The 23,436-nt window shown below is 35.7% G+C and carries 19 protein-coding genes; all 19 read left to right on the plus strand.

The features are described from left to right. Positions 1-37 precede the first annotated feature (37 nt). The 19 genes from IGJ42_RS05620 to IGJ42_RS05710 all read left to right on the plus strand — a co-directional run bounded on the left by IGJ42_RS05620 (position 38) and on the right by IGJ42_RS05710 (position 23,419). Positions 38-538, plus strand: coding sequence for a DUF5590 domain-containing protein (locus IGJ42_RS05620; RefSeq protein WP_005236934.1), 501 nt, complete (start codon positions 38-40; stop codon positions 536-538). Between the two features lie 50 nt (positions 539-588). Next, the gene (locus tag IGJ42_RS05625) at positions 589-1,782 is read left to right on the plus strand and encodes a pyridoxal phosphate-dependent aminotransferase (RefSeq protein WP_034872200.1); all 1,194 of its coding nucleotides are present in this window, start codon (positions 589-591) and stop codon (positions 1,780-1,782) included. Between the two features lie 43 nt (positions 1,783-1,825). After that, positions 1,826-3,124, plus strand: a complete 1,299-nt coding sequence (asnS, locus tag IGJ42_RS05630; protein ID WP_086332213.1) for an asparagine--tRNA ligase — start codon at positions 1,826-1,828, stop codon at positions 3,122-3,124. Between the two features lie 169 nt (positions 3,125-3,293). After that, positions 3,294-4,427 carry a CDP-glycerol glycerophosphotransferase family protein gene (locus tag IGJ42_RS05635; RefSeq protein ID WP_008381159.1) on the plus strand — a complete coding sequence of 378 codons (1,134 nt, stop codon included), beginning with the start codon at positions 3,294-3,296 and terminating at the stop codon, positions 4,425-4,427. Further along, positions 4,417-5,148 carry a WecB/TagA/CpsF family glycosyltransferase gene (locus IGJ42_RS05640; RefSeq protein ID WP_008381161.1) on the plus strand — a complete coding sequence of 244 codons (732 nt, stop codon included), beginning with the start codon at positions 4,417-4,419 and terminating at the stop codon, positions 5,146-5,148. The genes IGJ42_RS05635 and IGJ42_RS05640 overlap by 11 nt, the downstream gene beginning before the upstream one ends. A 3-nt stretch (positions 5,149-5,151) precedes the next feature. Beyond that, positions 5,152-7,524 (plus strand): CDP-glycerol glycerophosphotransferase family protein, encoded by a 2,373-nt coding sequence (locus tag IGJ42_RS05645; RefSeq protein ID WP_422705351.1) that lies wholly within the window; start codon positions 5,152-5,154, stop codon positions 7,522-7,524. After that, positions 7,524-8,468: a glycosyltransferase family 2 protein gene (locus tag IGJ42_RS05650; RefSeq protein ID WP_008381165.1), complete on the plus strand. Its 945-nt coding sequence runs from the start codon at positions 7,524-7,526 to the stop codon at positions 8,466-8,468. Before IGJ42_RS05645 ends, IGJ42_RS05650 begins: the two co-directional genes overlap by 1 nt. A gap of 36 nt (positions 8,469-8,504) precedes the next feature. Next, entirely contained in the window at positions 8,505-10,244 is a 1,740-nt protein-coding gene (locus tag IGJ42_RS05655) for a DUF6020 family protein (RefSeq protein WP_422705350.1), read from the plus strand. Further along, positions 10,231-11,358 (plus strand): acyltransferase family protein, encoded by a 1,128-nt coding sequence (locus IGJ42_RS05660; RefSeq protein ID WP_422705349.1) that lies wholly within the window; start codon positions 10,231-10,233, stop codon positions 11,356-11,358. The genes IGJ42_RS05655 and IGJ42_RS05660 overlap by 14 nt, the downstream gene beginning before the upstream one ends. Continuing rightward, positions 11,348-13,828 carry a CDP-glycerol glycerophosphotransferase family protein gene (locus IGJ42_RS05665; protein ID WP_422705348.1) on the plus strand — a complete coding sequence of 827 codons (2,481 nt, stop codon included), beginning with the start codon at positions 11,348-11,350 and terminating at the stop codon, positions 13,826-13,828. The genes IGJ42_RS05660 and IGJ42_RS05665 overlap by 11 nt, the downstream gene beginning before the upstream one ends. 335 nt (positions 13,829-14,163) lie before the next feature. Beyond that, positions 14,164-16,515 (plus strand): GW domain-containing glycosaminoglycan-binding protein, encoded by a 2,352-nt coding sequence (locus tag IGJ42_RS05670; protein WP_430616007.1) that lies wholly within the window; start codon positions 14,164-14,166, stop codon positions 16,513-16,515. 318 nt (positions 16,516-16,833) lie between these two features. Then, complete coding sequence (gene mltG, locus IGJ42_RS05675; RefSeq protein ID WP_086332219.1) at positions 16,834-18,177, plus strand: endolytic transglycosylase MltG; 1,344 nt, start codon at positions 16,834-16,836, stop codon at positions 18,175-18,177. A gap of 115 nt (positions 18,178-18,292) precedes the next feature. Next, positions 18,293-18,772 carry a transcription elongation factor GreA gene (greA, locus tag IGJ42_RS05680; RefSeq protein ID WP_005229556.1) on the plus strand — a complete coding sequence of 160 codons (480 nt, stop codon included), beginning with the start codon at positions 18,293-18,295 and terminating at the stop codon, positions 18,770-18,772. Between the two features lie 152 nt (positions 18,773-18,924). Then, positions 18,925-19,656, plus strand: a complete 732-nt coding sequence (gene liaF, locus IGJ42_RS05685; protein ID WP_010749367.1) for a cell wall-active antibiotics response protein LiaF — start codon at positions 18,925-18,927, stop codon at positions 19,654-19,656. Continuing rightward, positions 19,653-20,720: a sensor histidine kinase gene (locus IGJ42_RS05690; protein WP_430616008.1), complete on the plus strand. Its 1,068-nt coding sequence runs from the start codon at positions 19,653-19,655 to the stop codon at positions 20,718-20,720. Before liaF ends, IGJ42_RS05690 begins: the two co-directional genes overlap by 4 nt. Positions 20,721-20,723: 3 nt before the next feature. Beyond that, positions 20,724-21,353 (plus strand): response regulator transcription factor, encoded by a 630-nt coding sequence (locus tag IGJ42_RS05695; protein ID WP_005236913.1) that lies wholly within the window; start codon positions 20,724-20,726, stop codon positions 21,351-21,353. 87 nt (positions 21,354-21,440) lie between these two features. Continuing rightward, positions 21,441-22,106, plus strand: coding sequence for a potassium channel family protein (locus tag IGJ42_RS05700; protein WP_005229566.1), 666 nt, complete (start codon positions 21,441-21,443; stop codon positions 22,104-22,106). Between the two features lie 11 nt (positions 22,107-22,117). Beyond that, complete coding sequence (locus tag IGJ42_RS05705) at positions 22,118-22,417, plus strand: HesB/YadR/YfhF family protein (RefSeq protein ID WP_008379609.1); 300 nt, start codon at positions 22,118-22,120, stop codon at positions 22,415-22,417. Positions 22,418-22,474: 57 nt separating this feature from the next. Then, positions 22,475-23,419: a glycosyltransferase family 2 protein gene (locus IGJ42_RS05710; RefSeq protein WP_176256988.1), complete on the plus strand. Its 945-nt coding sequence runs from the start codon at positions 22,475-22,477 to the stop codon at positions 23,417-23,419. The last annotated feature ends 17 nt before the right edge of the window (positions 23,420-23,436 follow it).

Genomic DNA, 23,436 nt, shown 5'->3' on the forward strand with positions numbered 1-23,436 from the left:
GATATAATGAGTTTTATTTAAGATTGGAGTACGAAGTGTGAAAACAAAAGACAAAGAACATCGGCGAGTGATTATTTTGCTGAGTGCGATCACGGTTTTACTGGTCGTTATTCTCTTCGCTTCTATTTTCTATCTCCGTTCTTCTCGTCCAATGCGGCAAGCAAGAAACGAAGCGATCGAAATAGCAGAAAGATACACCGATTTAGCAGAGGTCGAACAATTTTATTGGTTCACCCGTGAGGAAACATCTTTTAGCATTGTTGGAAAAGATACGAATAACAATGAGATCGTCGTGATCATTCCTAAAAGCGGCGAAAAGGTTTCCGTTTTTAATCAAGGGGATGGATTGACGGAAGCACAGGCCAAAGCCTTCGTTCGCGACAACCATCAAGGGCAGGAAATCCAAAAAGCAGCATTGGGTATTTTTAAAGGCGAGCCCGCTTGGGAAGTCATGACTAAAGACGACCAAGGCCGCTTGAACTATTATTTGATTGGTTTCAAAGATGGAGAAGAAATCAAAGCGGTCACTGAACTATAAAAAGGCGCTTTTGATAGACAGAAATTTGGATCGTAGGAAGGATGATAAACATGGTACTTTCAAAAAGAGCAGAAAAATTAGAACCCTCCGCTACGTTAGCGGCATCTGCTAAGGCAAAAGCATTAGCAGACCAAGGTGTAGACGTATTAAGTCTAACCGTCGGTGAGCCCGACTTTATTACCCCGAAGAACATTCGCCAAGCAGCGATTGCAGCGATTGAGAGCGGCAAAGCTAGTTTTTATACAGCAACTGCTGGGATTCCAGAGCTAAAACAGGCGATTCTTGCTTATATGAAAGAGTTTTATGGTGCTGACTATGATTCAAACCAAGTGATCGTGACAGATGGCGCGAAATTTGCCCTGTATACGTTGTTTCAAGCGCTTCTTGATGAAGAGGATGAAGTACTCATTCCAGTTCCTTACTGGGTCAGTTATGCGGAACAAGTCCGTTTAGCAGAAGGGACACCTGTGTTTGTTGAAGCTAAGCAATCAGCAGATTTTAAAGTTTCTGTTGCTCAATTAGAAGCCGCTCGTACAGAGCAAACGAAAGCCATCATTTTAAACTCGCCTGCCAACCCAACAGGGGCGATATACTCAAAAGAAGAATTAACGGCAATCGGCAACTGGGCAGTGGAAAATAATATTTGGATCATAGCGGATGATATCTATGGTCGTTTGGTTTATAACGGCAATACCTTTACATCAATCGCTAGCCTATCTGAAGAGATCCGCAAACAAACCATCGTGATCAACGGCGTTTCAAAAACCTATTCTATGACTGGGTGGCGGATCGGATTTGCTGTCGGCGATGCAAAAATCATCAAAGCGATGGTCGATATCGCTTCCCAAGCTACCAGCAACCCGCCGGCTGCTAGCCAATACGCAGCAGTTGAGGCACTGACTGGTAATCAAGAATCGATCGAAGTGATGCGTCAGGCCTTCGAAGAACGCTTGAATAAACTATATCCGCTAATTGCCGCTATTCCTGGTTTTAAGGTGACGAAACCCCAAGGCGCGTTTTACTTGTTCCCAAATGTCAAAGAAGCCATGACAATGTGCGGCTATCAAACCATTGATGCCTTCGTAGAAGCTTTACTAATGGAAGCCCACGTGGCAGTAGTGACTGGTGCTGGTTTTGGCACACCGGATTATTTACGGATCAGCTATGCAACTGATTGGGACACGTTAGCGGAAGCTACCAAACGAATCCATGATTTTGTTGAAAAGAAGCGCCAAAAAGCTTAAAATGCTCTATGGTGCCTTTATTAATTAGATAGGAGAGAATCAAGTGGAATCTATTCAAATTTTAGATGCAAAAAAACACGTTGGCGAAACCGTTCAAATCGGAGCATGGGTTGCTAACAAACGTTCTAGCGGCAAGATCGCCTTCTTACAACTTCGCGACGGAACAGCATATTTTCAAGGAATCGTTGTAAAAAGTGAAGTAGGGGAAGAAGTTTTCCAATTAGCGAAAAATTTAAATCAGGAAACTGCCGTACTGGTCACTGGGGAAATCAGAGAAGACAGCCGCTCAAAATTTGGCTATGAAATTGGCATTTCTGGTTTAGAAGTTGTCGGTGAAAGCCACGATTACCCAATCACACCAAAAGAACACGGAACAGATTTCTTAATGGATCATCGTCACTTATGGTTGCGTTCTTCAAAACAACATGCCATCATGCAAATCCGAAACGAAATCATTCGGGCAACATATGAATTCTTCAACAAGAATGGCTTTATCAAAATCGATCCACCGATCCTAACCGGATCAGCACCAGAAGGAACGACCGATTTATTTGAAACCAACTATTTCGATCAAAAAGCATATCTATCTCAGTCCGGTCAATTGTACATGGAAGCTGCCGCTATGGCGTTTGGCAAAGTCTTTTCTTTTGGACCAACTTTCCGTGCCGAAAAATCAAAGACACGTCGTCACTTGATTGAATTTTGGATGATTGAACCAGAAATGGCCTTTATGCACCAAGAAGAAAGTTTAGAAGTCCAAGAGCAGTACGTGGCATTCTTAGTGCAAAATGTGCTCGATAACTGTGCCTATGCGTTAGACGTCTTAGGTCGTGACCGTGAAGTCTTGAAAAAATACACCAAATTACCATTCCCACGAATCTCTTACGATGATGCAGTGGAATTATTACAAAAGAACGGCTTTGATGATATTCAATGGGGCGATGACTTTGGCTCACCACATGAGACTTTTATTGCCAATTCATTCGATCAGCCCGTCTTTATCTTAAACTATCCAAAAGCCATCAAACCTTTCTATATGAAGCCACATCCAACGAGAGAAGATGTCGTGATCTGTGCCGATATGATCGCACCAGAAGGCTATGGCGAGATCATAGGTGGTTCTGAACGTGCCATCGATCATGAATACCTCCTAGAGCAAATCCGCGCCCATGGCTTGGACGAAAACGAATACTCATGGTATTTAGACCTACGCAAGTACGGCTCAGTTCCTCACACCGGCTTTGGACTTGGACTAGAACGGACCGTTACCTGGTTATCAGGAATCGAGCACGTAAGAGAATCCATTCCGTTTCCACGGTTGTTGAATCGGATTTATCCTTAGGGAAATGCAGATGGTTGGTAACTATTCAATCATCTGTTATTTTTTTATTTTGAAGTTTCATTTATGTTTCATTATTGGTAACAATATAACGGTTTTATTACAATTATTTTCTTTTAGATGAATATCGGGTAAAATGAAAGGTAGCGTAAAAAAAGAAAGGGATACTGTGATGAAATCATGGCTTCTTGCGAAAATTAAGCAAAGTTATTTATTCACAATTAAGCGATTTGCTAAAAAAAATAAGAAACAGCATCAGCAAATTGTTTATTTACTTAGTTTTCCTAGTACAAGCAATTATATAATTGAGAAGTTGTTTCAGAAATATCAAAAACGACTGACAATTTGTTATACAAAGAACGCAACTGATTTAGCAAGAACTTATCAAGAAAAAGGATGTCCAATTTACTGTATCGATTCACAACTGATTTTATTTAGACATATTGTTCCTTTATTGAAAAGCGCAAGAGTTATATTGTGCGATAACTATTTTGCTATATTAGGTGGGATTGACTTTTTACCCAAAACAAAAATAGTTCAACTATGGCATGCTAATGGAGCAATTAAAAAATTCGGTTTAGAAGCTCACTATGCTAAAAAAGCAACCCAGGCCGATCAAAAACGTTATAAGGATGTTTATCGTCGATATACCCACTATGTGGTAAGTTCACCTAAAATGGCGTCAATTTTTGAGAGAAGCTATCAACGTGAATTGACTTTTTTACCCTTTGGCTATCCACCAACGGATCAGTATTTTAAACGTGATGATGAAAAAATAAAAGAAATGAAAAAAATTTTTGGAGGAAAAAAATTGCTCCTCTACGCACCAACCTACAGGGAAGAACGAGGAGATTTTTTTATTGATTTTAACAGATTACTAACAGAGTTACCTGAGTGGAACATTCTTGTGCAACTTCATCCCCATGATTTAAAGCAGTTACAACATTTAAAAAAAATTGAAGGAATCATAACGAATTTTGAAGGCTACAAAATCCAAGATTTATTTCCGATAATCGACTGTTTAGTGACTGATTATTCTTCAATACCTTTTGAGTATAGTTTAAGCAACCCGAGTGGTATGATTTGCTATTTTTGTTATGATTATGATTTATATGATAAAACTGTTGGTATCCAAGATTGTTTCAAAAAACAAAAGAGCATAGCTAAAACACAAGATGAACTTGTCAGAATCATACAAAAGGGAACAAGTGATTTAAACCAATTCAACCAAGAATGGAACACATATGTTAAAGGGAATGCCATAGAACAACTAGTAGAGTGGGTGAACGCACAATATGAATACTGAAGTAATCATGGGATTACCTGTTGATCAGGTTACTTATCAAACTATTTTGGCAGAATTGCCTTTATATTTTGAGAATGGAAAGAAAATGACGGCGATTAGCATAAATCCACAAATAGCTGTTGACGCAAAAAAATATCCTGACATAGTAGAATTTATCAAACAAAGTACACATCGTATTCCCGATGGAATTGGAATAGTGCTAGTTTCCCAACTAACTGGTGGTAAAATTAAAGAACGCGTAGCTGGATTTGATTTAATGGTGAAATTTTTAGAATATGCTAATAATCATCAAAAAAGAGTTTTTTTTTATGGAGCGAAACCCGAAGTTTTATTTGATGCCATAGAAAATACTCGTGAATTATATCCTAACTTGACAATTACTGGTGGAATAGATGGTTACACTTCTTTATCAGAAGTGGAAGTAGTTGAAATGATTAATAGAGCAATGCCAGACTTTCTCTTTGTAGCATTGGGATTTCCACGTCAAGAGCAATGGTTGGCTCGTAACACATCTCGCTTAAATGTTACTGTCCTACAAGATGTAGGAGGGAGTTTCGATGTTTTAAGCGGACGAGTAAAACGAGCGCCAAAAATGATTATAAACTTACATTTAGAGTGGCTTTATCGTTCGTTAAGTAATCCGAAACGGATTGGTCGGATTATTCAGTTGCCTATCTTTGTGGTGAAAAGTTTGTGGTGGAAGGTTAGAGGAGACGATTAAGTTATGACAAGAAAAATAGGAATAGTTGGTTATGATTTATTTGGTACAGGAGGAACAACTCGAAGTAATACAAATCTAATCAATGAATTTTTAGCAGATAATAAAGAAATTATCTATTTCAATTTATTACCTTTTTCTAGCCTGAAAGTGAAAAAAATAAAAAAATTATTTATTAATCCAGACAAAATTCAATTTTATCAGTTAAAAGATTTCTCAGAGAGTCAGGAAGCAGATACGTATATCATCACTCGAGAAAGCCTTTTTGTCTTTGCAAAAATAATTAAGGAAAAATTCCCTCAAGTAAAAGTGATTGGAGAAGTCCACACACCTCTGAGTTTAATTGATCCAGAAACCGATTTTGCACCTGATGCTATTGATACATATCGAGTAGCAACAGAAAAGATCAAACAAACACTAAAGGATAAATTTAAAGATAATAATATTGTTGTTTTTCCAGTAAGTATTCGTCATTTGGCAAACAAGGTACAAAATAAAGATATCTCTTTGAAAAATATAAATTCGGAAGTCAATTTTTTAGTATATTCAAGATTTGATGAATCACAGAAAGATATAGCTTATAGTATTAAGTTAATGGATTATCTAGTTCACAGAGCAGGCAAAAATCATTATAAATTATATATTAATGGAACTGGAACCGGTGAAATTTTATATAAAAACCTAATTGAATTGTATCAATTAAGTGAGAATGTTTTCTTGAATCATAAAGTGCCTGAATATGGAATCTATTTGTCAACAGCTCGTTATGAAACTCTTGGTTATTCTATTATTGAAGCATTTATAGATGGCCTTCCAATCGTTTTATACAAAGGAGACGACAATTCACTAAAGGATATTTATCGTGACTTCAAAAGTTTTTGTTGGTTAGAGAAGAACATTATAAAAGATGCACAAGAGATTATTCATTATGTAAACGATAATTACTCTGAAAAGCTGCATTTGTTCAAACACGACATCCCTTTGGTTGAAGACTTGAGCCCCTTGGAAGATTATGGCAAGAAATATGAAGAAACAATTCTATCCGCGCCGCTAGTAAATAAGCAACGTTTCGAAGGCAAAACAGATAATCTATATCAAATGATTTATGATCAGAATAATCTAAGTAAAGATACATTTGCTCTTAAGATTTATCTTAGATTAAAAGAGATGAGGGTTATCGGACCTGTTGTTTCTTCTGTGAAAACTAAAGAAATGTTAAAGAGATTGATGAGAAAAACAGAGGCAACTCCTACAAGTGATATACTGTTAAAGGGAAATCTGAGGGATGATTTTGTTTTTGTAGAATCTTTTCATGGCAAATCTTTCACAGGTGATCCGAAATATCTTGCCATAGCGTTAAAGAAAAATTTTCCTGAATACACGTTTTACGTTAGCTCAGTGAATGAATTAGTTGACATGGAAATATATTCTTACGGAATGATACCGGTGCGTCTAGGCGGAAAACAATATGTCACAAAGTTTAGAAAATCAAAGTTAGTGATATTGAACGGGAATTCGTTGGATAAAGCAGGCAAAGTAGAGGGCCAGATTTTTTTAGAAACTTGGCATGGTGTTCCTCTAAAAAAAATGGTTGCAGATTTAGTTGATTTTCGTCAAAGAGAAACTGAAGTATCCGCATTTATCCCAAGAATGAAAAAATGGAATTACTTGATTACTTCTTCTCCACGGAATTTAAAATTATTTGAAAGTGCTTTTCAATTAGAAAAAAACACGCAATTAAAAATTTTAAAAAGTGGCGCACCAAGAAATGCTTTTTTGATAAAAAATAAAGATAATACGGCATTAAAAAATAAGCTGTTAGGGAAGTATTTTAATTATAATTTCGAGTTAGGGAAAAAATATATTTTGTATTGTCCAACTTGGAGAAAACAAAAAAGAGATGCTATCAGTCAACTTGATTTTATAAAAGTTTTAAATCAGTTGCCAAATGAATATGAACTAATTGTAAAATTGCATCCTTTAGAATCAGAGTTAATCAATTATTACAATAATTTAGACCCACGTATTCATTGTTTCTTTAATGAAATATCTGATATACAGGAATTATACTTAATAGCTGATATATTGATTACAGATTATTCATCTGCTATGTTTGATTTTGCTCACTTAGATAAAAAAATCATTATTTTACAAGAAGATGCTGTAGATTATGAGAATAGTATAGGTTGGTATTTTGATCTAGAAAAATTAACGGGCTTAATAGGACATTCATATACAGAAGAGGAACTTGCCTGTGAAATAAAGAATAATAACGAAAAATTATATAACCAGAAAATACTTCAGAATCTACTTTCGTGGGATGCGATTGATACCGAAAAAAATATAATAAAACAATTGATGATAAGGTGGAATAGTTAATGAAAGAGAAAATAGCAATATTATTACCATGTTACAATGAAGAAAAAACCATTGAGAAAGTTATTAAAGACTTTAAAAATGTTTTACCAGAGGCTGACATTTATGTTTATGATAATAATTCAAGCGATAATACTTTTGAAATAGCTAAAGCCGCAGGAGCAATTGTTCGAAAAGAATTTAAGCAAGGAAAAGGGAATGTAGTCCGATCCATGTTCCGAGACATTGATGCAGATTATTACATCATGGCAGATGGGGACGATACTTATCCAGCTGAAGAAGTTTTTAAACTATTATCGCCACTTCAAGAAAAGCGCGCAGATATGACGATTGGTGACCGATTATCAAATGGGACTTATGCAGAAGAAAATAAACGTGCTTTTCATGGGTTAGGCAATAGCTTGGTCAGAAGTTTAATTAATGGATTGTATAAAGCAAACTATCAAGATATTATGACAGGGTATCGAGGATTCAACAAGTTATTTGTTAAAAGCTTTCCTGTTTTAAGCCCAGGTTTTGAGATTGAAACAGAGTTAAGCATTCATTCTTTGGATAAACGTTTTAATTTAGTAGAAGTTCCTATTGAATATCGTGATCGACCAGAAGGTAGTGAATCCAAACTAAATACTTTCACTGATGGATTTAAGGTTTTGAAAACAATATTCAATCTATTTAAAGACTATAAACCATTAATTTTCTTTTCTTGGTGGGCGTTAATCTTTTTAATTTTTGGCTTAATTGCGGGAATTCCAGTTTTAAGTGAATTTTATAGAACAGGGTTAATCGATAAATTACCATCTGCAGTGCTAGCTGTCGGACTTGTTTTAATGGCTATGTTAGCATTTGTTTGTGGACTAATCTTAGATACAGTGGCTAGAAAGTCAAGGGCTCAATACGAAATGGATGTCTATCGTCTGTTATTTGAGTTAAAGAGGGAAGGGAAATAATTGCTAAACAGGACCTATATTAAGTATTTCTTCTGGATGACAGCATCGGTATTATTCAGCATGATGCTTTTCCAAGATATAAAAGTAATAATTGGAATGTCTGTAATTAATTTTATTCTATTGTTTTTTTTAAGTGATAGTGTGAAAAAAAGACCCTATAGTAGGTTGACCAATTTTTTTATATCTTTTCTATTTGCAACGATCATGGGAATTAGTTTAATACCTTCAGAAATATTGACAACATTTAATCTAATATTTAGTATGCAAGGAATCTATTTATTGGGTACATTTGCTTATTTTCTTTGCTTTTTTTCCGCTTTACAAGATTACTTATTAATTTCTTCCCAAGAAAATTCTAAAAGAAAAGTCACATCCTTTTGGGTATATACTTTAGCTTTTTTTCTTATGTCAAGTATTTATTTATATGCATATTATCCAGGAATATTTTTCCCGGATTCTATCAATCAATGGGATCAAATCCAGACAAGTAATGTACCATGGAATGATTGGCATCCAGTGGGGCACACATTTGTTATTATGGCTACTTCGTTAGGAAAATATCCAATAGGATTTATAGTATTCCAAATTGTTATTTATAGTTTGATTATGGCATATTTTTGTGATTTTATTAGAGAGTTTGTGGGAAGTAAATTTGCGACGATATCTTGTATCTTTTTTATAGCTATACCGATCTTTCCGTTAGCTAGTATATATATAGTTAAAGACTCTCTATTTACTTATACACTTTTATTAGTTACCTTATACTTGGTAAGAATCATTATAAGCCAAGGAAAATGGCTAAATAAAATCTCAAATCTAGCTCTACTGTATTTTACTTTATTAGGATTTGTTTTTTTTAGACATAATGGATGGCCGGCATTGCTTGTATCTACATTAGTATTTGCAGTATTTTTATTTAGAAAAAAATTTATTAAATTATTCCTCGTAATCGGATTAGTTGTTTTTAGCTATCAAGTTATTACGGGTCCTATTTATAATCACTTCAACGTTATTAGAAGTGATTCAACTGAATCTTTAGGAATTTTTGTTCAAATTTCCGCTGCTATTATCAAGTATGACGGGACTATATCTAAAGAGGAAATGACATATTTGGAAACATTGATGCCAAAAGAGGATTGGAAGAACCTATACCAACCGAATAATGTTGATAATATAAAATTTAAAGAACGATTTAAAAAGCAAGTAATAAAGGATGATCCTAAAAAATTTTTAGAAACAGTTCTTGGTCTCATAATTAGAAATCCTGGCTTAACATTAGAAGCATATATGAAGCAAACCGAAATTTTATGGCACGCAAACTTTTCTTTAGAACTGGATAATTTACGACCAATCTTTAGAAACCAGTTAAGCGGTCAACAAGGTCCTTTTTTCTTTATGACTAGAGAACAGAGAGAGGAAATTGATCCGGATTACGAAGGGTTAAATTTAGATGAAATAACTAAAGGGAATAACCGTGTAAGAAACCAATTGCTCGAGTTACAAAATTGGATTCTAAAAAGTAGACTTTATGTTTTATTAATGCCAGCTCTTTACTTTATTTTGTTTCTTTTTTCAATGGTTATGCTTATTGTCAAAAATAAAACAAAACTAATAATTGCTTTTATGCCGTATGTATTAGTAATGGGTACAATTTTTGTTGCAATTCCTGCGCAAGATATTAGATATGCATTGCCTAATATATTTATCGGGATTTTGGGGCTGGCTACTGTAAAGGGACGATTCTCAGAAAGGGTGTCCGAAAATGCAGAAAACTAGCCAACGTGTAGGAAGTTTTGATGTGTTGAAAATATTGGCAATTCTGGCTATCATAGTCCACCACTACGCGTTGTGGTCAGGATGGGATTTTTCCTCGGGTTTTCAGTTGAACAAATTAGCAGCTCAGACCTTATTAATCGGAGGAAAACTTGGAGTAAATATTTTTGTAATGATTACTGGATATTTTCTAATTTCTTCCATTCCTAAAATTAGAAGCTTATTTCAAGTTTGGGTAGAAACAACTTTAATTTCGCTAATTATCTATTTCTTTTTAGTTTTTAATCCAGATATTGGTTTTCATTTTGAATGGAAAGAGTTTATTTTCAGACTATTCCCAGTTGTTTTTGGGAAGTATTGGTTTGTTACCTCTTATACATTAATGTATTTTTGTATTCCCGCTATAAACAAATTAATGGTAAGTACGGATATAAAAAAAATAAAACAAGTTTTGATATTTTCTTTTATTATTTTTAGTCCATATACGTTTATTTATTATAATAAAGGATTAAATTTCTCTCATCCAGTCTGGTTTCTTTTTTTATATGCCATCGGTGCTTATATAAAATTGAACGAGAAAAATATTAAGAAAATTAAAATGATTCCTTTATTTACAATGAATATTTTGATGTTGGTTATAGGGATTGGAATTAATATTAGTTTGCAGATTATTTTTGCAAACAAGGATAGTTTTTTTGGAAATGTTTTTACTGCTTTGGGATGGAATGAGACAATTTTTTATACACGTGATTCTAGCCCGTATTTATTGATATTTGCAGTGCTTATCTTTGTATTTTTCCTAAAATTACAAATTAGACCACGAAAGATATATTCATTTGTCGCAAGAGCTTCTTTTGGAGTTTATTTGATCCAGAGTAGCCAATGGTTTAGCACTGAGTATTTGTGGCCTATACTTGTGAACGGCAGTCAATTTGATTCGGGTAAAAATATTGTGTTGTATGGATTTTTCATTTCTATACTTATATTCCTTACGGGAATTGTCATCTATATCGTTTTATTACCTGTAATAAATGTGGTGATGCATTTATTTTCTACAACACTTCATCATCTTCAAGAAAAAGTATTTGGTACAAAGGAGAAAAAAAATGGATTTTAAAGGCATACTTAAAAACTTCAGTAGGAATATGCTAAATGAAGAATTCTCGAGAAGAACTCAGTTCACTAAAAATTACATTAGAAACAAGGTGAAAAGCAATATTGTTTTTTATGAGTCTTTTCATGGAAAAGCAATGAATGATAATCCATTTGCAATATTTAAATATTTAGTAAATAGTAATGAGTATGATCATTTAATTCATGTGTGGTCTTTGAACGATGTTACAGATAATGAATACGTAAAATATTACAGTAAGTTTAAAAATGTCAAATTTGTAACACCTTATACGAAGGATTACTATTACTATTTAACGGTAGCAAAATATATCTACAGTAATGTTACTTTGCCTCCTTATTACATCAAAAACGAAGGCCAAGTATATGTAAATACTTGGCATGGAACTCCCTTAAAAACATTAGGAAATGAAATGGCTGGTAATGTTGCTCAGAACTACAATGTTCAAAGAAATTTTTTGCAAAGTGATTTTTTACTATCCCCAAATACGTTTACTACAGAAAAAATGGTTTACTCCTATGATATCGATGGCATTTACAAAGGAAAAGTGTTAGAAAATGGGTATCCCAGAATAGATAGCATTTTCAGCAACAGTGAAGTTGTAAAAAATTTTCTAGAAAAAAATAACATTGATCTAAATAAAGAGTTAGTTTTATATGCGCCGACTTGGAGAGGAATTACTGGTCGAGTACAAGATACAACTACGGATATGGTTGAACGATTGAACGCGATCTCTCAGGGGATTTCTGGAAGTAATAAACAGTTTATTGTTAAAGTACATCCTTTAGTTTATCAATTTATAAAAGAGATTCCCTTAGATGATATCTTTCTAGTACCAGATTGGATCGATGCCAATGAATTACTTCACTTTGTAGATATTTTGATTACTGATTACAGTAGTATTTTCTTTGATTACTTGGTTACAGATAAACCAATTTTGTTTTATATGTATGATAAAGAAGAATATGAGCACTCAAGAGGTCTATATTTCGATTTAAATGAAATGCCTGGAGAAATTTGTACTACAACGAAAAAATTAGTGGATTCTATTTTGTCGGCAGATAATGAAAAATTTCATGCTAATCCGAATGTAACTATTTTTAAGGAAAAATATATTTCTCACGAGGACGGTCACGTAACAGAGAAGTATATAAACTTTATAATGAACGGGAATAAGGCTGTTAATGTTCGCTCTTTTGATAATCACAAACCGAATGTTGTTGTATATGGCGGAGGGCTATTAAATAATGGGATTACCTCTTCTTTAATTAATCTAAGCAAAAATTTTGATTATGATAAGTACAATCTTATCATTGTTGATAAAAACAAGGTTAACCAAGAATTTGAGGCAAATATTGGTAGATTATCGGAGAAAGCACATGTTGTCTATAGAAATAATGGGTTAAGCCTTACTTATTCAGAGTGGATTAAGTATAATAGATTATTTAACCGTTCTTCTGTAGAAGATATCAAAACACATCAGGTATTTGTAGCTAGAGAATGGAAACGGCTTTTGGGGAACACTCAAGTTGATAGAGCTATTGATTTTGGCGGATACGCTCCGTTCTGGTCATATATGATGGCATTTTCTAAAGCGAAAAGAAAAATTATTTATCAGCATAATGACATGCAAGCAGAGTTTGATAAAGTTGTAGAAGGTCGATACGTTCATAAGAAAAATTTAACCACTATTTTCGAATTCTATAAATACTTTGATTATATTGCATCCGTTGGTAAACTTACAATGGAACAGAACAAAAAAAATCTTTCGAAATTTGTTTCAAATGACAAATTTGTTTATGTTCCAAATTTATTGGATAAGGAATACCTTTTCGATCATCGAAATAATCCCCAACTATCAATCAAAGAGATTCTAGGGGAAGAAAAGTTAATTATTGAAGAAGCTAGTGAGTTTGGAAGAAATATGTTAGTGGGAGTGACTGCTCCTACTAAGAATGCCAAAAACTTTGTGACAATTGGTCGGTTATCACCTGAAAAAGATCAAGAAAAACTATTGTTTGCTTTTAAAGAAATTATGATGCAATCAAATGATCAGCACCAGCTTTATATTATTGGTTCTGGAAAAGAAGAGAAAAAACTTAAGACCACAGCATATGTATTAGGCTTAGAAAAAAATGTTATTTTTGTAGGGCAAACTGTACATGCAATGGAGATACTAGATAAGTGTGATTTATTCGTCTTTCCTTCAAATCACGAAGGACAACCAATGACTTTGCTAGAATGTCTAGCACTTCAAATTCCAGTTGTTGCAACGGATATTCCAGGAAATATTTCTGTTTTGGAAGATCAAAATGGAATGATAGTGGACAATAGTGTTGAGGGGCTGGTGGGCGGTATGAATCGCTATTTGGCTGGAGAAAAAATTCCTTCATCATTAAATGTGGATCAATACAATCAAGACGCATTAAATCGCTTCTATGCATTGATTGAATAGAATAATACTCATAAATCACTGATTGGTATAACTAACTATGTAACAGCATATACTAAGTAGTATGGTATGTATAACTACTGAATTTAACCTGAGACAGAATAGAGTTTTTCTGTCTTAGGTTTTTTTTATGTAGAGTTGTTTGAAAGAGTGTTCATTAAATTACCAATTTGAAAGGAATTTAGAAATAAAATCCCAGACAGTCATAGATTGCAGATGAATTTATATAAAATAAATTCATCTGCAATCTATAGCCTTGATTTGTTTTATGGTACAATTTAAAAAGTAAGCATCTAATAGGATTATCAAATTTAGTTTTAATTATTCAAGGAGGTATTATGAAAAAAGTACTTATAAAATTACTAAAAGTATGTATGTTCGTAGCTATACTAATGCTCCCTACTAATGCTCATGCGGATGATATATTTGACTCAAATATTCTTAATGATGAAATCACTGCATTATTAAGGAGTCAGAGAAACTCGCAGATTATTAGTAAAAACTACCCATTTCTTAAAATTCAAAAAGACTATTCTGGTAATTTTGATAAGATGAACTATCAAGATGGATATGCTTTGCCTACTGGTGTTGTCATACATGAAACTGCAAATTCAAACTCTACAATCCAAAATGAGATTGCATATATGAAAAGAAATTGGCAAAATGCTTTTGTGCATGCTTTTGTTGATCATAATAATATTATTGAAATCCATCCTACAGACTATTACAGTTGGGGGGCCGGTCGACAAGCTAATCCCAAATTTATTCAAATAGAATTGGTGCGAGTTTCTAGTTCAAATTTTGATCGATCTGTATATAACGACGCTTTTTATACAGCATATATGTTAAAAAAATATAATTTGTTTCCAGATAATGCTCATAGTGATGGGAAAGGAACTGTTTGGAGTCACGATGCAGTTACTAGGTTTTTAGGAGGAACGGATCATACTGATCCTGTGGGATACTTTAGTGCAAATAATTATTCAATGTATGATTTCTATGAATTAGTTGTTTATATATATAACAAGATTGGTGGGTCTGTTGCTACGAAGATAGAAAATATAAATAACGATGCTTTAGTGACTGGTACCGGGTACATTTTTTCTGAACCTCAAGGTAATATTGATTCTAAAATAACTGGGAATATTAGCAGTTATGCTAATAAAAAATTAAATGCAATTCGAGAAGTTACTATGCCAGGCAACAGTAAATATTATTTAGTTAAAGAGGGATCTAATTATTTAGGCTGGGTAGCTGAAAAGAATATAAAATTATATGGCAAAGTATTATCGAGTAAAACATTAGATAACAATGCTACAATAAAAGATCTTAAATATTCGGGCATCTATAATGTTCCTTGGAATACGCCTGGTTATACAAAAATTGGCGATCTATCAAATTATAATGGTCAAAAATTAACAGTGATTGAAGAAGCATCGACTGCGACAGATAAGTACTATAAATTTAAAGACTCAAATGGGACGATTGTTGGCTGGGTTGATTATAGAACCCTTACTTTATATGACAAAATTCTTTCTAGTAAGACTTTGGACCAATATAGCAAAGTACAAGTAACCAAGTATGATGGTATTTATGCAGGCCCATGGAATACGTATGGAGCAACACGAATCGGTAATACGAGCGCCTACGTGAATAAAGATGTGAAGCTAATTAACTATGCGAAGACGGCAAGTGGTGAATATTATCAATTCCAAACAGTAGATGGTAGTATGACTGCATGGGCTGATATTCGAAACTTCAAGATGTACGATACGATCATCGAACAAAAAGCAATGAATCAATATAGTAAAGTACAAGCAACCAAGTATGATGGTATTTATGCAGGCCCATGGAATACGTATGGAGCAACACGAATCGGTAATACGAGCGCCTACGTGAATAAAGATGTGAAGCTAATTAACTATGCGAAGACGGCAAGTGGTGAATATTATCAATTCCAAACAGTAGATGGTAGTATGACTGCATGGGCTGATATTCGAAACTTCAAGATGTACGATACGATCATCGAACAAAAAGCAATGAATCAATATAGTAAAGTACAAGCAACCAAGTATGATGGTATTTATGCAGGCCCATGGAATACGTATGGAGCAACACGAATCGGTAATACGAGCGCCTACGTGAATAAAGATGTGAAGCTAATTAACTATGTGAAGACGGCAAGTGGTGAATATTATCAATTCCAAACAGTAGATGGTAGTATGACTGCATGGGCTGATATTCGAAACTTCAAGATGTACGATACGATCATCGAACAAAAAGCAATGAATCAATATAGTAAAGTACAAGCAACCAAGTATGATGGTATTTATGCAGGCCCATGGAATACGTATGGAGCAACACGAATCGGTAATACGAGCGCCTACGTGAATAAAGATGTGAAGCTAATTAACTATGTGAAGACGGCAAGTGGTGAATATTATCAATTCCAAACAGTGGATGGTAGTATGACTGCATGGGCTGATATTCGAAACTTCATTGGATTAAAAGCTGTTCCATCTGTAAGTGAACAGCCACAGACTGAGGAAACAACTACTACATCTAAAGACAGTGTAGCAGAAACAAAAGATTCATCAGAAGCAATATCAGAAACTAGTCCAAGTATCTCTGAAGAATCTAGTATGATGGATTCGAGTAGTATAGTCTTTTCTTCGGAGGATAAAGAATAAGTTTTACTAGCTTTAGAACGAACAATCGTAATTGTTGCTTTCTTGAATAAAAATAGAACATAAGATGGAGACAACGCTTTTGGTTCATATAACATTTAAAAAATGTGTTTAATTACAAAGTTTCATGGTGATTTGAGTGAAATAATAAATTTGAAAAGGTATTAATGATGAAACGCAAATAGGAATAAGTTGTTTATCGAAAAGAGATTCAGTGATATCGTAAAGTTTATTAAATCCAATGGTAAAATTGATTCCACTCCTCCTAACTTTCGTGTATAATGGTACAAGCCAGTATTACGAAAGTTAGGAGGAGTTGTTTTGAGTAAACAACATCCAGAGGATAAATCCTTTAAAGACGAAGTATTAGGAGCTTTAAAGCAACCTCAATCAGATCAAACCCATGAAGACCAAGGTTTGAACGAGCGTCCTATTCAACAACCTCAAGAAGAGGTGGGTTCGCGAACTGCAAGTGGAAAGACCAAAAATAAACAAGCAAAGCAAGCTGCTACAAGTCGTAGGGCAGCAGCGGAAGAAGTGCCCATAGCTGAAGGTGGGGAAACGCAATTGCGCAAGCAGCAACGCAAAAAAGAAGATCGGATTGTCAATCGGATCGTTTTGATCGTAGTCCTTGCTCTGCTCGTCATCGGTGGTGTTTTAGGATTTTCAATGTATCGTTATGTAACATCAGGATTGCAGCCGTTGAATCCAGAAGATACAGAAACGGTGGCAGTTGAGATTCCTAGTGGATCGTCCAACAAAGCAATTGGAGAAATATTGGAAGAAGACAATATCATTAAAAGTGGTATGATCTTTAACTATTATACGAAATTCAATAATTTAACTGGATTTCAAGCAGGAAATTATCATTTTTCTCCTAGTATGACATTGGATCAAATCTCAAAGATGCTGCAAAATGGCGAAGGTTCGGTCACCTCTGATGCAAAAGTGACGATTCCAGAAGGATTTGATGTGGATCAAATCGGTGATGCTCTAGCGGAAGCAACAAATATCTCGAAAGACGATTTCTTAGCTTTGATGGAAAGCGATGAGTTCTTTGAAAAAATGAAAGAGACCTATCCTGAGCTTTTAGCAAGTGCCGGCGATGCGCAAGGCGTGCGTTACCGACTAGAAGGATACTTGTTCCCAGCGACGTATGACTACTATACAGGGAATACCCTAGAAGAAGTCGTTACCCAAATGGTGGATAAATCAAATTCAGTCTTGTCCAAATATTTCGATCAAATTGCTCAAAAAGAAATGACGGTTCAAGAAGTCCTTACATTGGCTTCACTTGTTGAAAAAGAGGGTAGTAAGCTAGAAGATCGTAAAAATATCGCACAGGTATTCTTCAATCGTTTAGCGATTGATATGCCGCTGCAATCGGATATTTCGATTCTATACGCGTTAGGTGAGCACAAAGAGCTAGTCACTTATGAGGACACTCAAGTTGACTCTCCTTATAATCTCTATGTGCATACTGGCTACGGACCTGGACCATTCAACAATCCAAGCGAAGCAGCGATCCAAGCGGTCTTAGATCCAACACCGAACAACTACTATTATTTCGTTGCTGAAATTCAAACCCAAGAAGTTTACTTTGCGGAAACCTATGAACAGCATATGCAATTAGTGGAACAATATGTAAACAATACCTCAAATTAAATTTTCATAGGTTTATAGTTTACATTTAAAAAAAAGCATGGTAATCTTTTGTGGACTCATCGCAAAAGATTACCTTTTGCGATTTATTAGAAGTTACTAAAAGGAGAAAAGAACTATGGTAGAAAAAGTTTACCCAATGACACTTGAAGGAAAAGAAAAGCTAGAACAAGAATTAGAAGAATTGAAAACGGTAAAACGCGGGGAAATCATTGAACGTATCAAGGTAGCCCGCAGTTTTGGCGATTTATCCGAAAACTCCGAGTATGAGTCTGCAAAAGATGAACAAGCGTTTGTCGAAGGCCGAATCACTACTTTAGAAAATATGATTCGTTTTGCAGAGATCATTGATAATGAGGGTGTAGACTCTGATGAAGTTTCCATCGGAAAAACTGTGATTTTTGTTGAGTTGCCTGATGGTGACGAAGAAGAGTACATGATCGTTGGTAGTGCTGAAGCAGATCCGTTTTCTGGTAAAATTTCCAATGATTCACCAATCGCTCGTGCCTTGATTGGGAAAAAAGTCAATGATGAAGTGACGATCTCAACGCCAGGCGGAGATATGCAAGTAAGAATCACAGAAGTAAAGAAAAGCTAATTGCTTGATCACTCGATCAAACTAGTTGACCCTGTTGTTCATTCTCCTTAAGGGAATTTGATCAAACAGGGTCTTTTTTCGGACCAGCGACGGATGGACAAACCATTTTTTTCGGGTATGATAAAGTAGAATTACTAGGAGGAGGAGCTTGAATGAAAAGTCCTTGGCGTTTTTTCTTTATTGTTGAAGCGCTCTTACTGCTTTTTGCGGTATGGCAAATTTTATCTAATCCGCCATTATTATTTTTATTAATACTTGGTGTGACGTGCTTGGTCCTTGTGAACCGAAGTGAGCGCAAGAGCAATTTTAAAAATTTCTTGATGGTCTCAAGTTCCATTGCTATTTTGATCAGTTTGTTAAATAGTCCAGCACTGTGGCTGATGCTGATTTTTGCGATTTTATTTATTGGTTTAAAAGGAGTCGAGATTACCGGAATCGACTTAACTAAAAATTCATTCTGGCGCAAAAAACAAATGATTATCGTTGAAACTGAAGAACCCAAAGCTGATCATCCGCTGAAACAAAAGCAGCAATGGTTAGGCAATGAACGGATCGGCAGTCAAGTCTATGAATGGGACGATATCAATTTAGATATCTTGACGGGAGACACTTTCATCGATCTAGGCAACACTTTATTGCCTAAGAAAGAAAACGTCGTGATCGTACGAAAAGGCTTTGGTAGAACTCGTATTTTAGTGCCTGCTGGCATAGCGATCAAATTAGAGCACAGTACTTTTATTGGCTCTGTTATCTTTGAAGGCGAAGAAACGAGCTTGAAAAATGAAAAAGTGACGATTTACAGCCCGGATTATGGCGAAAATAGTCGGCGTTTGAAAATCTTAACGAATACCCTTGTTGGTGATGTTGAGGTGATTCGGGTATGATTGGGAAATTTTCAAGAGGCATGATCGCTTTTTACGCAGGATTAGCAAGTTTTTTCACCATGATATTGATGCTGTTTTCCTATTTGTATGCCAGTGGGAAAAATAATTGGCTGATAGAAGTCTTTCAAATCAAACTCTTTTTTATCCCAATTATCTTTCACTTACTTGTAATATCTGCATTGATTGCTTTAGCTGTCTTTTTACTGATTTCTTTTTTTCGCAACCGTCAATACGGTCCGGTGGAAGAAAAGCTAAGACTGTTAGCCAGCGGCTATATCGATAGCCCTTTATTGGAAACAAAGATCCCACATGCGTCTGAAAACCATTTGATTGCGAATGTGGATCGTGATATTGCCAGTATCCAATCGAAGATGAAACAGATGTCGATGGAATTACAGCAATTGAATGCGAAACCGCAGTTTGTTGATGGTCAGACGAAAGAAGAGATTTTAGAAGAAGAAAGGCAGCGTCTGGCTCGTGAACTGCACGACTCTGTTTCTCAACAGCTGTTTGCCGCCATGATGATGATGTCTGCACTGAATGAGCAAGCGATTCGAACAGATGCTCCAGAAAGCCAAAAGAAACAGTTAGCGATGGTCACAGACATTATCAATGCTTCGCAATCTGAAATGCGGGCGCTCTTGCTTCATCTACGACCTGTAACTTTGGAAGGGAAGAGTCTAAAGCAAGGAATCGAGCAATTGTTAAAGGAATTAGAGACCAAAATCAAAATTCTATTGACTTGGGATATTGAAGACTTTACGATGCCTAGTTCGATTGAAGATCAACTCTTTCGTGTGATCCAAGAACTCTTGTCTAATACACTGCGTCACGCGAAAGCTGATGAGTTAGAAGTATACTTGCATCGCATCGATAATAACGTGTTATTGCGGGTGATCGATGACGGAGTTGGCTTTGATCCCCAAGATCAAAAGGCCGGCAGCTATGGCTTGATGAATATCCGAGAACGGGTAAGTGCTGTTGGCGGAACGTTGAAAATTATTAGTTTTAAAAATCAAGGAACCAGTATTGAAATCAAAGTTCCACTGTTGAAGGAGGCATAACGTATGATTAAAGTGTTGTTAGTTGATGACCATGAAATGGTTCGTCTGGGGGTCTCTTCTTATCTATCAATTCAAGACGATATAGAAGTAATTGGGGAAGCGGAAAATGGTCGAGTCGGGTATGAAAAGGCATTGGAATTACGTCCAGATGTGATTTTGATGGATTTGGTGATGGATGAAATGGATGGGATCGAATCTACGAAATTGATTTTAAATGATTGGCCAGAAGCAAAAATCATCATTGTCACTAGTTTTATTGATGACGAGAAAGTCTATCCTGCAATTGAAGCGGGTGCGGCCGGTTACCTGTTAAAGACGTCTACTGCTCATGAGATTGCGGAAGCCATTCGTGCAACCCAGCGAGGAGAGCGGGTCTTAGAACCCGAAGTCACCACGAAAATGATGGATCGTTTGACGAATCGGACACCAATCCTACATGAAGATTTGACCAATCGGGAACAAGAAGTGTTACTGTTGATCGCTGAAGGAAAGAGCAACCAAGAGATTGCGGATTCACTCTTCATTACGCTGAAAACAGTGAAGACACATGTGTCAAATATCTTATCAAAATTAGAAGTAGAAGATCGTACACAAGCTACGATATATGCTTTTAAACATGGCTTGATAAAATAAAATCTTAATAATCATACCTCCTCATGGCAAGCAGGGGAGGTTTTTGTTATACTAAATAATGATCTGGCAAACAAAGGAGCGTTTGTGGTGAAGCAAAATTATGCAATTATTGGATTAGGTCGTTTCGGTGGAAGTATTTGTCGTACGTTGATTGAATCAGGTCAAGAAGTGTTGGCAATCGATAGCAACGAAGATCGTGTCAATGAGTACATGAATATCGCCACCCATGCGGTGGTCGGCAACGCACAAGATGAGATGACGTTACGCTCATTGGGTATCCGTAACTTTGACCATGTCATTGTTGCGATTGGTGAGGATATTCAAGCTAGTATTTTGGTGACCTTGATGGTCAAAGAAATGGGTGTTCCTAATATCTTAGCGAAAGCCCAAAACGAATACCATGCCCGTGTACTGGAAAAACTCGGCGCAGACCGTGTCGTTCATCCCGAACGTGACATGGGGATTCGCATCGCCCATAATCTTGTTTCCAAAAATATTTTAGATTATATTGAACTATCTGACGAATTTTCTCTAGCAGAGATTCGCGTGTCCAATCCACGCTTTTTCAATAAATCCCTGATTGAGCTGAATTTTCGACAAAAGTATGGTCTGACAGTCGTTGCGATTCGTCGGGGACCAGGACAAGTGATCGTTTCGCCTGATGCAGAGGCGATCGTGCGTGAAAATGACAATTTACTCGTGATCGGCAATACAGATGATGTAGATATACTTGATGAACATATGAATGATTAGGAGTGAAGAAAATGAACTTAACAATAAGTCCTGAAGCAATGCAATGGTTCAAAAAAGAATTGGTGGTAGACCAAGGAAGCGGAATTCGTTTTTTTGGAAAAATTTATGGAAAGACACAAGTGCATGACGGATTTTCCGTGGGGATGTCAGTAGACAAACCAGAACGTCCGATCGTTGAACAAACCATTGACGGATTGCTTTTTTTTATTGATGAAGCGGATGAGTGGTTTTTCAAAGGCTATAATCTGACAGTTGATTATGATCAAACGTTGGATGAACCGAAGTACGATTTTAGTGAAGATAAAAAATAATGTGGATTCGGTCATAGCTGACCGGCTTTCCACGATTGGCTCTAGGAGATGAAACCGATGTTATCAATTGTTGTACCTTGTTTTAATGAAGAGGCGAGCTTGCCGATATTCTTTGAGGAAACAGAAAAGGTGAAGAAGCATTTAAACATGCCTTTTGAATATATTTTTGTTAATGACGGCTCTTCAGATCAAACACTACCTGTTTTAAAAGCGTTATATCGTGCCCATCCTGAAAGTGTTCGCTATTTATCTTTTTCGAGAAACTTTGGCAAAGAAGCTGCACTTTATGCAGGTTTACAAGCGGCGAAAGGCGATTTTGTCACTGTGATGGACGCAGATCTACAAGACCCGCCGACATTACTGCCAGAAATGTTTGCGATGCTGGAAGCAAAACCAGACCTTGATTGTGTGGGGACCAGACGAGCAGATCGCAAAGGAGAACCGAAAATTCGTAGTTTTTTCTCAGATGCCTTCTATAATATTATCAACAAGATTGCCGATACCGAAATGGTAAATGGTGCCCGAGATTTTCGCTTGATGCGTCGTAATATGGTGGATGCCGTTTTACAACTGTCAGAGTACAATCGCTTTTCAAAAGGGATCTTCAGCTGGGTCGGCTTTGATACAGAATACATCGCCTATGAGAACCGGGAACGAGTCGCTGGCGAAACTTCGTGGTCATTTTGGAAACTGTTTCAATATTCGATCGACGGGATTGTTAACTTTTCAGATACGCCTTTGAATATTGCTTCGTTTATTGGGGCGCTTTCCTGTTTTGGCTCTCTGATTGCTTTGGTATTTATTGTGATAAGAACTTTTATTTTTGGAGATCCGACATCAGGATGGCCTTCGATGGTCAGCATCTTCTTATTTGTTGGTGGACTACAATTGCTTTGTTTAGGAATCATCGGCAAGTATATCGGAAAAATTTTCTTAGAGACTAAAAATAGACCCTTGTATTTTTTGAAAGAAACCGAAAAAGATCAAGAAAAACAAAAATAAAAAAAGTGTACAAGTTG

Origin of the sequence: Enterococcus sp. DIV1067f, from assembly GCF_050543505.1 — a bacterium.
GTDB lineage: Bacteria > Bacillota > Bacilli > Lactobacillales > Enterococcaceae > Enterococcus_D > Enterococcus_D entomosocium.